The sequence below is a fragment of the Streptomyces sp. SID486 genome (assembly GCF_009865385.1).
Taxonomy (GTDB): domain Bacteria; phylum Actinomycetota; class Actinomycetes; order Streptomycetales; family Streptomycetaceae; genus Streptomyces.
Genome location: NZ_WWJT01000530.1, coordinates 1 through 8279, shown reverse-complemented (window position 1 = coordinate 8279; position 8279 = coordinate 1). Strand labels below are relative to the sequence as shown.

General features: G+C 70.9%; 6 protein-coding genes. 5 read left to right on the top strand and 1 reads right to left on the bottom strand.

Annotation, left to right across the window (positions count from 1 at the left end; all coding sequences use genetic code 11):
* Window positions 1–98: 98 nt before the first annotated feature.
* Entirely contained in the window at window positions 99–1106 is a 1008-nt protein-coding gene (locus GT045_RS24445; RefSeq protein WP_161335453.1) for an AraC family transcriptional regulator, read from the bottom strand.
* A 146-nt stretch (window positions 1107–1252) separates the two neighbouring features.
* Here GT045_RS24445 and tkt point away from each other — a divergent pair, with 146 nt between their 5' ends.
* The 5 genes from tkt to pgi all read left to right on the top strand — a co-directional run.
* The gene (tkt, locus tag GT045_RS24440; RefSeq protein ID WP_161335452.1) at window positions 1253–3328 is read left to right on the top strand and encodes a transketolase; all 2076 of its coding nucleotides are present in this window, start codon (window positions 1253–1255) and stop codon (window positions 3326–3328) included.
* Between the two features lie 71 nt (window positions 3329–3399).
* On the top strand, window positions 3400–4542 hold the full coding sequence (tal, locus tag GT045_RS24435) for a transaldolase (protein WP_161298201.1): 1143 nt from the start codon (window positions 3400–3402) through the stop codon (window positions 4540–4542).
* Entirely contained in the window at window positions 4542–6131 is a 1590-nt protein-coding gene (gene zwf / locus GT045_RS24430; protein WP_161335451.1) for a glucose-6-phosphate dehydrogenase, read from the top strand. Before tal ends, zwf begins: the two co-directional genes overlap by 1 nt.
* Complete coding sequence (opcA, locus tag GT045_RS24425; RefSeq protein WP_161335450.1) at window positions 6128–7054, top strand: glucose-6-phosphate dehydrogenase assembly protein OpcA; 927 nt, start codon at window positions 6128–6130, stop codon at window positions 7052–7054. Before zwf ends, opcA begins: the two co-directional genes overlap by 4 nt.
* A 1-nt stretch (window position 7055) precedes the next feature.
* A partial coding sequence (gene pgi / locus GT045_RS24420) for a glucose-6-phosphate isomerase (RefSeq protein ID WP_161335449.1) occupies window positions 7056–8279 on the top strand: 1224 nt, incomplete at its 3' end.

Genomic DNA, 8279 nt, shown 5'->3' with positions numbered 1-8279 from the left:
GCCGACGCCCGGCCTCCTGACGGCGCGTCGAGCCCGGCCCGCGTCCGTGCCCGGGCGGCGGTCCGTCGTACCCGGCCCGCGTCCGTGCCCGGGAGGGCTCAGCGCAGTTCCGCCCGGAAGGCCACCGGGGTGTGTCCCGTGTGCAGGTGGAAGAACTTGGAGAAGTTCGCCGCGTCGGGGAAACCGACCGCCGCCCCGACCCGGCCGATCGGCAGGTCGGTGTGCGCGAGAAGGCGTTTGGCCTCCAGGACGACACGTTTGTCGATGAATCCCTTCGGCGTCTCACCGGTGGCCGCGCGGACGGCGCGGACCAGGGTACGGCGGGAGTACCCGAGGTCGTCGGCGTAGGCACTGACGCTGTGGTTGGTGGCGAAACCCTCCTCGACGGCGTCCCGGAAGCGGGTGAAGGTGCTGTCGGTCTGCTGCCGGGAGGCGGGTGCCGCACTGGCGGCGAGATGGGCGAGGCGCAGCAGGACCGCGGTCAGCGTGTGCCGCAGGACGGCCGTGTGCAGGCTGAGCGGGAGCGTTGCGGTGTCCTCGTACTCGCGGTGCAGCTGGTCGAGGGCGGTCCGCAGCGCGTCGAGCTGGGCCGGGGCGGGGTGCAGCAGGGGCGGCAGGTCGTAGCGGTACAGGCCGGTGGCCTCGACGGTGGAGCGGGGCAGGAAGCCGGGCTGCATGGTGAGGACGGTTCCGCGGTACAAGGAATCCCGGGAGAAGCGGTGGACCTGTCCGGGGCGGATCCACAGCACGTCACCGGCGTCCGCCTCGTACTCGGCGAAGTCGATCATGTGCCGTACGGGGCCGTCGGTGAAGAGCATGACCACGTGGAAGTCGATGCGGTGGACACGGTGCAGAGGGGCGTCGGCGTGCCAGGTGCGGTCGGTGCCCATGGGGCCCATCTGCATGCCGACGCCACCGACGGCCAGTTCGGCGGGGAAGGGGAAGGTTCTGATCCGGTCGCGGTCCGTGCTGCCGTCCGTGTCGCCGTCGCCGCCGGTGCCCGCGCGGCCGGCGCCGCTGCCCGTGCTCCCGGCGGGGCCGGTACCGCCCCCGCCGGCCCGGTCGCCGGGGCTTCCTCCGGCGACTCGCTGCGTTCTGTCGGTCATGTCCCGTTCGTGCCGTCTCTGTCGCGTGATCACTGTCCCAGATTCACCACAGGCTGACACACCCCGACCTTCCCTCGAAAAAGTCAGACTTTTAAGTTTGAACGCGTCCGGCCAGCTTTCCCCCACTGAACGAGGACTTCTTGAAGATGACCACGCAGACTTCCGATGGCTTCGAGTGGACCGACCTCGACCGCCGCGCCGTGGACACCGCCCGACTTCTGGCGGCCGACGCGGTGCAGAAGGTGGGCAACGGGCATCCGGGCACGGCGATGAGCCTGGCACCTGCCGCGTACACGATCTTTCAGAAGGTGATGCGGCATGACCCGGCGGACCCCGAGTGGACCGGCCGGGACCGTTTCGTCCTCTCCCCCGGCCACACTTCGCTCACCCTCTACACGCAGCTCTTCCTCGCCGGGTACGAGCTGGAGCTGGACGACCTGAAGGCGTTCCGCACGCACGGCTCGAAGACGCCGGGCCACCCCGAGTACGGGCACACCGCCGGGGTGGAGACCACCACCGGCCCGCTCGGCCAGGGCGTCGCCAACGCCGTCGGCATGGCCATGGCCGCCCGCTACGAGCGCGGCCTGTTCGACCCCGAGGCCCCCGCGGGAACCTCCCCCTTCGACCACATGATCTGGGCGATCGTCTCCGACGGCGACCTGGAGGAGGGCGTCTCCGCCGAGGCGTCCTCGCTGGCCGGCCACCAGAAGCTGGGCAACCTGGTCTTCCTCTACGACGACAACCACATCTCCATCGAGGGCGACACGGCGACCGCCTTCTCCGAGGACGTGCTGAAGCGGTACGAGGCGTACGGCTGGCACACCCAGCGCGTCGAGCCCACCGCCGAGGGCGACGTCGACGTCACCGCCCTGTACACGGCGCTGAAGGCCGCGCGGGCGGAGACCGGGCGGCCCTCGATCGTCGCGATGCGCACGATCATCGCCTGGCCCGCCCCGAACGCGCGGAACACCGAGGCGTCCCACGGCTCCGCGCTCGGCGAGGAGGAGATCGCCGCCACCAAGCGCGTCCTCGGCTTCGACCCCGACAAGAGCTTCCAGGTCGACGAGGAGGTCATCGCGCACACCCGCCGGGCCCTGGACCGGGGCGCCGAGGCGCACGCGGCCTGGGACAAGAGGATCGCCGAGTGGCGCACCGCACGGCCGGAGCGGGCCGAGGTGTTCGACCGCGTCAGCAAGGGCGAGCTGCCCGAGGGCTGGGAGGAGAAGCTCCCGGTCTTCGAGGAGGGCGCGTCGGTGGCGACCCGCGCCGCCTCCGGCAAGGTGCTCCAGGCCCTCGGCCCGGTCGTCCCGGAGCTGTGGGGCGGCTCCGCCGACCTCGCCGGGTCCAACAACACCACCATCGACAAGAACAGCTCCTTCCTCCCCGGGGGCAACCCGCTGCCCGAGGCCGACCCGTACGGCCGAACCGTGCACTTCGGGATCCGCGAGTTCTCCATGGCGGCCGAGATGAACGGCATCGCCCTGCACGGCAACACGCGGATCTACGGCGGCACCTTCCTGGTCTTTTCCGACTACATGCGCAACGCGGTGCGCATGTCGGCGCTGATGCAGCTCCCGGTGACGTACGTGTGGACGCACGACTCCATCGGCCTCGGCGAGGACGGCCCCACCCACCAGCCGGTCGAACACCTGGCCTCGCTGCGCGCCATCCCCGGCCTCAACGTCGTCCGCCCGGCGGACGCCAACGAGACCGCGATCGCCTGGGCCGAGATCCTGAAGAGGCACGCCACGCACCCCGCCCCCCACGGGCTCGCGCTCACCCGCCAGGGCGTGCCGGTCTACGCGCCCGACGAGGACGCGGCCAAGGGCGGCTACGTGCTGCGCGAGTCCTCGACGGAGGTCCCGGAGGTGATCATCATCGCGACGGGCTCCGAGGTGCACCTGGCTGTGGCCGCGCGAGAGGCGCTGGAGGCCGGGGGCACCGGCACGCGCGTGGTCTCGATGCCCTGCGTGGAGTGGTTCGAGGAGCAGCCCCGCGAGTACCGCGAGCGGGTGCTGCCGCCGGCCGTACGGGCCCGGGTCGCCGTGGAGGCCGGCATCGGCCTGACCTGGCACCGGTTCGTGGGCGACGCCGGCCGGATCGTCTCGCTCGAACACTTCGGCGCCTCCGCCGACGCCACGACCCTGTTCGCCGAGTTCGGCTTCACCCCCGAGAACGTCGCCGCGGCGGCCCGCGAGTCCCTCGCCGCCGCACGCGACTGACGCCGACGCACCACCGCCGCGACCACCGCGCACGTCACCGACGTCGCACGATACCGACGCAAGAAGAAAGAATGATCACTGTGACCGAAGCAATCGCGACCCCGGGAGCCCTCAAGCGCCTCGCCGACGAGGGCGTGTCGATCTGGCTCGACGACCTGTCGCGCAAGCGGATCACCTCGGGCGGCCTCGCCGAGCTGGTGGCGAGCGGGAGCGCCGTCGGTGTCACGACGAACCCCTCCATCTTCCAGGCCGCCATAGGCTCCGGCGAGGGCTACGAGGAGCAGCTCGCCGACCTGGCCGTGCGCGGTGTCACGGTGGACGAGGCCGTACGGATGATGACGACCGCCGACGTGCGCGACGCGGCGGACGTCCTGCGTCCGGTGTACGACGCCTCGGCGGGCCGGGACGGCCGGGTCTCCATCGAGGTCGACCCGCGCCTGGCCCACGCCACCGAGGCCACCGTCGCGGAGGCCCGGCAGCTGGCCTGGCTGGTCGACCGGCCGAACGTGATGATCAAGATCCCGGCGACCGAGGCGGGCCTCCCGGCGATCACCGAGGTCATCGGTCTCGGCATCAGCGTCAACGTGACCCTGATCTTCTCCCTGGAGCGCTACCGCCAGGTCATGGCCGCCTACCTGGCCGGCCTGGAGAAGGCCCGCGAGCGCGGCGTCGACCTGTCCACCGTCCACTCGGTGGCGTCGTTCTTCGTCTCCCGCGTGGACTCCGAGATCGACAAGCGCCTCACCGCCCTCGGCACCGACGAGGCCCTGGCCCTCAAGGGCCGTGCGGCCCTGGCCAACGCCCGTCTCGCCTACGAGGCGTACGAGGAGGTCTTCTCCTCCGGGCGCTGGCTGGCCCTCGCCGACGGCCGGCCCAACGCGCAGCGCCCGCTGTGGGCGTCGACCGGCGTGAAGGACCCCGCGTACAAGGACACCCTGTACGTGGACGAGCTGGTCGCGCCGGGCACCGTGAACACCATGCCGGAAGCCACCCTGCTCGCCGTCGCCGACCACGGCGAGATCACCGGTGACACGGTGACCGGCGGCTATCCGCAGGCACGCGCCGACCTGGCCGCCCTGGAGCGGCTCGGCATCTCCTACGACGAGGTCGTCCAGCAGTTGGAGGACGAGGGCGTCGCCAAGTTCGAGGCGGCCTGGCAGGAACTGCTGGACGCCGTCGCCATGTCCCTGAAGAGCAAGGGAGTTGACGCCTGATGACCGAGAACGCCCCCGCCCAGGCACCCGCACCGCAGACGGTGCGGGTCCCGGTGGGCCCGGCCGCCGACTGGGTGAACCCGCTGCGGGACGCCCGCGACCGCCGGCTCCCCCGCATCGCCGGGCCCTCGGGCCTGGTCATCTTCGGGGTGACCGGTGACCTGTCCCGCAAGAAGCTGATGCCGGCCGTCTACGACCTGGCCAACCGCGGCCTGCTGCCGCCGGGCTTCTCCCTCGTCGGGTTCGCCCGCCGGGACTGGGAGGACCAGGACTTCGCGCAGGTCGTGCACGACGCGGTGCGTGAGCACTCGCGCACCCCGTTCCGCGAGGAGGTGTGGCAGCAGCTCGCCGAGGGCATGCGGTTCATCCCCGGCGACTTCGACGACGACACCGCCTTCAAGCAGCTGAAGGACGCCGTCGACGAGCTGGACGCCTCGCGCGGCACCGGCGGCAACTTCGCCTTCTACCTGTCGGTGCCGCCGAAGTTCTTCCCCAAGGTCGTGCAGCAGCTGAAGAAGGTCGGCCTGGCGAACCCGCCCCAGGGGTCCTGGCGGCGCGCGGTCATCGAGAAGCCGTTCGGCCACGACCTGAAGTCGGCGCAGGACCTGAACCGGGTCGTGCACGACGTGTTCGACCCGGAGCAGGTGTTCCGGATCGACCACTACCTGGGCAAGGAGACGGTCCAGAACATCCTGGCGCTGCGCTTCGCCAACCAGATGTACGAGCCGGTGTGGAACCGGTCGTACGTCGACCACGTGCAGATCACCATGGCCGAGGACATCGGCATCGGCGGCCGGGCCGGCTACTACGACGGCATCGGGTCGGCGCGGGACGTCATCCAGAACCATCTGCTCCAGCTCATGGCGCTGACCGCCATGGAGGAGCCGATCGCGTTCGACGCGGAGGCGCTGCTCACCGAGAAGCTGAAGGTGCTGAAGTCGGTCCGGCTGCCGGAGGACCTCGGCGACCACACCGTGCGCGGGCAGTACGCGGCCGGCTGGCAGGGCGGCGAGAAGGTCGTCGGCTACCTCCAGGAGGACGGCATCGACCCCAAGTCGAAGACCGACACCTTCGCCGCGATCAAGCTGGGCATCGACAACCGCCGCTGGGCGGGCGTCCCCTTCTACCTGCGCACCGGCAAGCGGCTCGGCCGCCGGGTCACCGAGATCGCAGTGGTCTTCAAGCGGGCCCCGCACTCGCCGTTCGACTCCACCGCGACGGAGGAGCTGGGCCAGAACGCGATCGTCATCCGCGTCCAGCCGGACGAGGGCATGACCGTGCGGTTCGGATCGAAGGTGCCGGGCACCTCGATGGAGATCCGGGACGTGTCCATGGACTTCGCCTACGGCGAGTCGTTCACGGAGTCGAGCCCGGAGGCGTACGAGCGGCTCATCCTGGACGTACTGCTCGGCGACGCCAACCTGTTCCCCCGTCACCAGGAGGTGGAAGAGTCCTGGAAGATCCTCGACCCGATCGAGGAGTACTGGGCGGCACACGGCACGCCGGCGCAGTACGCGTCGGGCAGCTGGGGACCGAGTGAAGCCGACGAGATGCTCGCACGAGACGGACGGAGCTGGCGCAGGCCATGAAGATCGACCTGACCGACACCACGGCAAGCAAGATCAACAAGGCGTTGGTGCAGGGCCGCCGCGCCATCGGCACACCGGCCGTGGGCATGGTCCTGACGATGATCATCGTCACGGACGAGGAGAACGCCTACGACTCGATCAAGGCCGCCGAGGACGCCTCGCGCGAGCACCCCTCGCGGACCCTGGTCGTCATCAAGCGGCACGCCCGCACGCTGCGCGACCGCACCCACTCGCGGCTGGACGCCGAGGTACGGGTCGGCTCGGAGGCCGGCACCGGCGAGACGGTCGTGCTGCGTACCTACGGCGAGGTGTCCGACCACGCCGACTCGGTCGTCCTGCCGCTGCTGCTGCCGGACGCGCCGGTGGTCGTGTGGTGGCCGGTGGAGGCGCCCGAGGCGCCCGCCAAGGACCCGCTGGGCGCGCTCGCCCAGCGCCGGATCACCGACCTGTACGCCGTCGAGCGGCCCCTCGAGGTGCTGAACAGCCGGGCCCGCACCTACGCGCCGGGCGACACCGACCTCGCCTGGACCCGGCTGACCCTGTGGCGCTCGATGCTGGCCGCGGCGCTGGACCAGGCCCGCGCGAAGGTGACGTCGGCGGCCGTCGAGGCCGAGGCCGACAACCCCAGCGCCGAGCTCCTCGCCCGCTGGCTGGAGGCCCGCCTGAAGGTCCCGGTGGACCGGGTGCACAGTGCCGGCCCGTTCGTGACGGCCGTACGCCTCGGCACCGCGAACGGCGAGATCGTCGTGGACCGGCCCGAGGGCCCGCTCGCCACGCTGAGCCTGCCCGGCCAGCCACCGCGCACCCTCGCCCTGAAGGTCCGCGCCACCTCCGAACTCATCGCCGAGGAGCTGCGGCGCCTCGACGCCGACGAGATGTACGCCATCGCCCTGCAGGGCGAGGCCACCAAGGAGAACGCCTGACATGGCAGAGTTCCCGAAGCTCACCGACCGGCCCGAGTGGACGGCCCTGGCCGACCACCGCGCCCAGGGTCTGCCGCATCTGCGCGAGCTGTTCGCCGCGGACCCCGGGCGCGCCGAGCGATACGTCGTGCGGGTCGGTGACCTGCACATCGACTACAGCAAGCAGCTGATCACCGACGAGACCCTGGCCCTGCTCCAGGAACTCGCCGCCGCCACCGACGTGTTCGCCCTGCGGGACGCCATGTTCCGCGGTGAGAAGATCAACGTGACCGAGCGGCGGGCGGTCCTGCACACCGCGCTGCGCGCCGCGCCGGACGCGGTCGTCGAGGTCGACGGCGAGAACGTCGTGCCGAAGGTGCACGCCGTACTGGACAAGATGGCCGGCTTCGCCGAGCGGGTCCGGTCGGGTGAGTGGACCGGTCACACCGGCAAGCGCATCAGGAACGTCGTCAACATCGGCATCGGCGGCTCCGACCTCGGACCGGCGATGGCCTACGAGGCGCTGCGCCCGTACAGCGCACGGGACCTGACGTTCCGGTTCGTGTCGAACGTGGACGGCTCCGACCTGCACGAGGCCACCCGGGACCTGGACCCGGCCGAGACGCTGTTCATCGTGGCGTCCAAGACGTTCACCACGATCGAGACGATCACGAACGCGACCTCGGCGCGCTCCTGGCTGCTCAGGGCGTTCGGCGGCGACGACAAGGCGGTCGCCCGGCACTTCGTGGCGCTGTCCACGAACGCCGAGAAGGTCACCGGGTTCGGCATCGACCCGGACAACATGTTCGAGTTCTGGGACTGGGTCGGCGGCCGGTACTCGTACGACTCGGCGATCGGCCTGTCCCTGATGATCGCCATCGGCCCGGACCGCTTCCGCGAGATGCTCGACGGCTTCCGGACCGTCGACGACCACTTCCGCACCGCCCCCGCCGAGGCCAACGCCCCGCTGCTGCTGGGCCTGCTGGGCATCTGGTACGGCGACTTCTGCGACGCGCAGACCCACGCGGTGCTGCCGTACTCGCACTACCTGTCGAAGTTCACGGCGTACCTCCAGCAGCTGGACATGGAGTCCAACGGCAAGTCCGTGCAGCGCAACGGCGAACCGGTCGAGTGGCAGACCGGTCCGGTGGTGTGGGGCACGCCCGGCACCAACGGCCAGCACGCCTACTACCAGTTGATCCACCAGGGCACCAAGCTGATCCCGGCGGACTTCATCGGCTTCGCC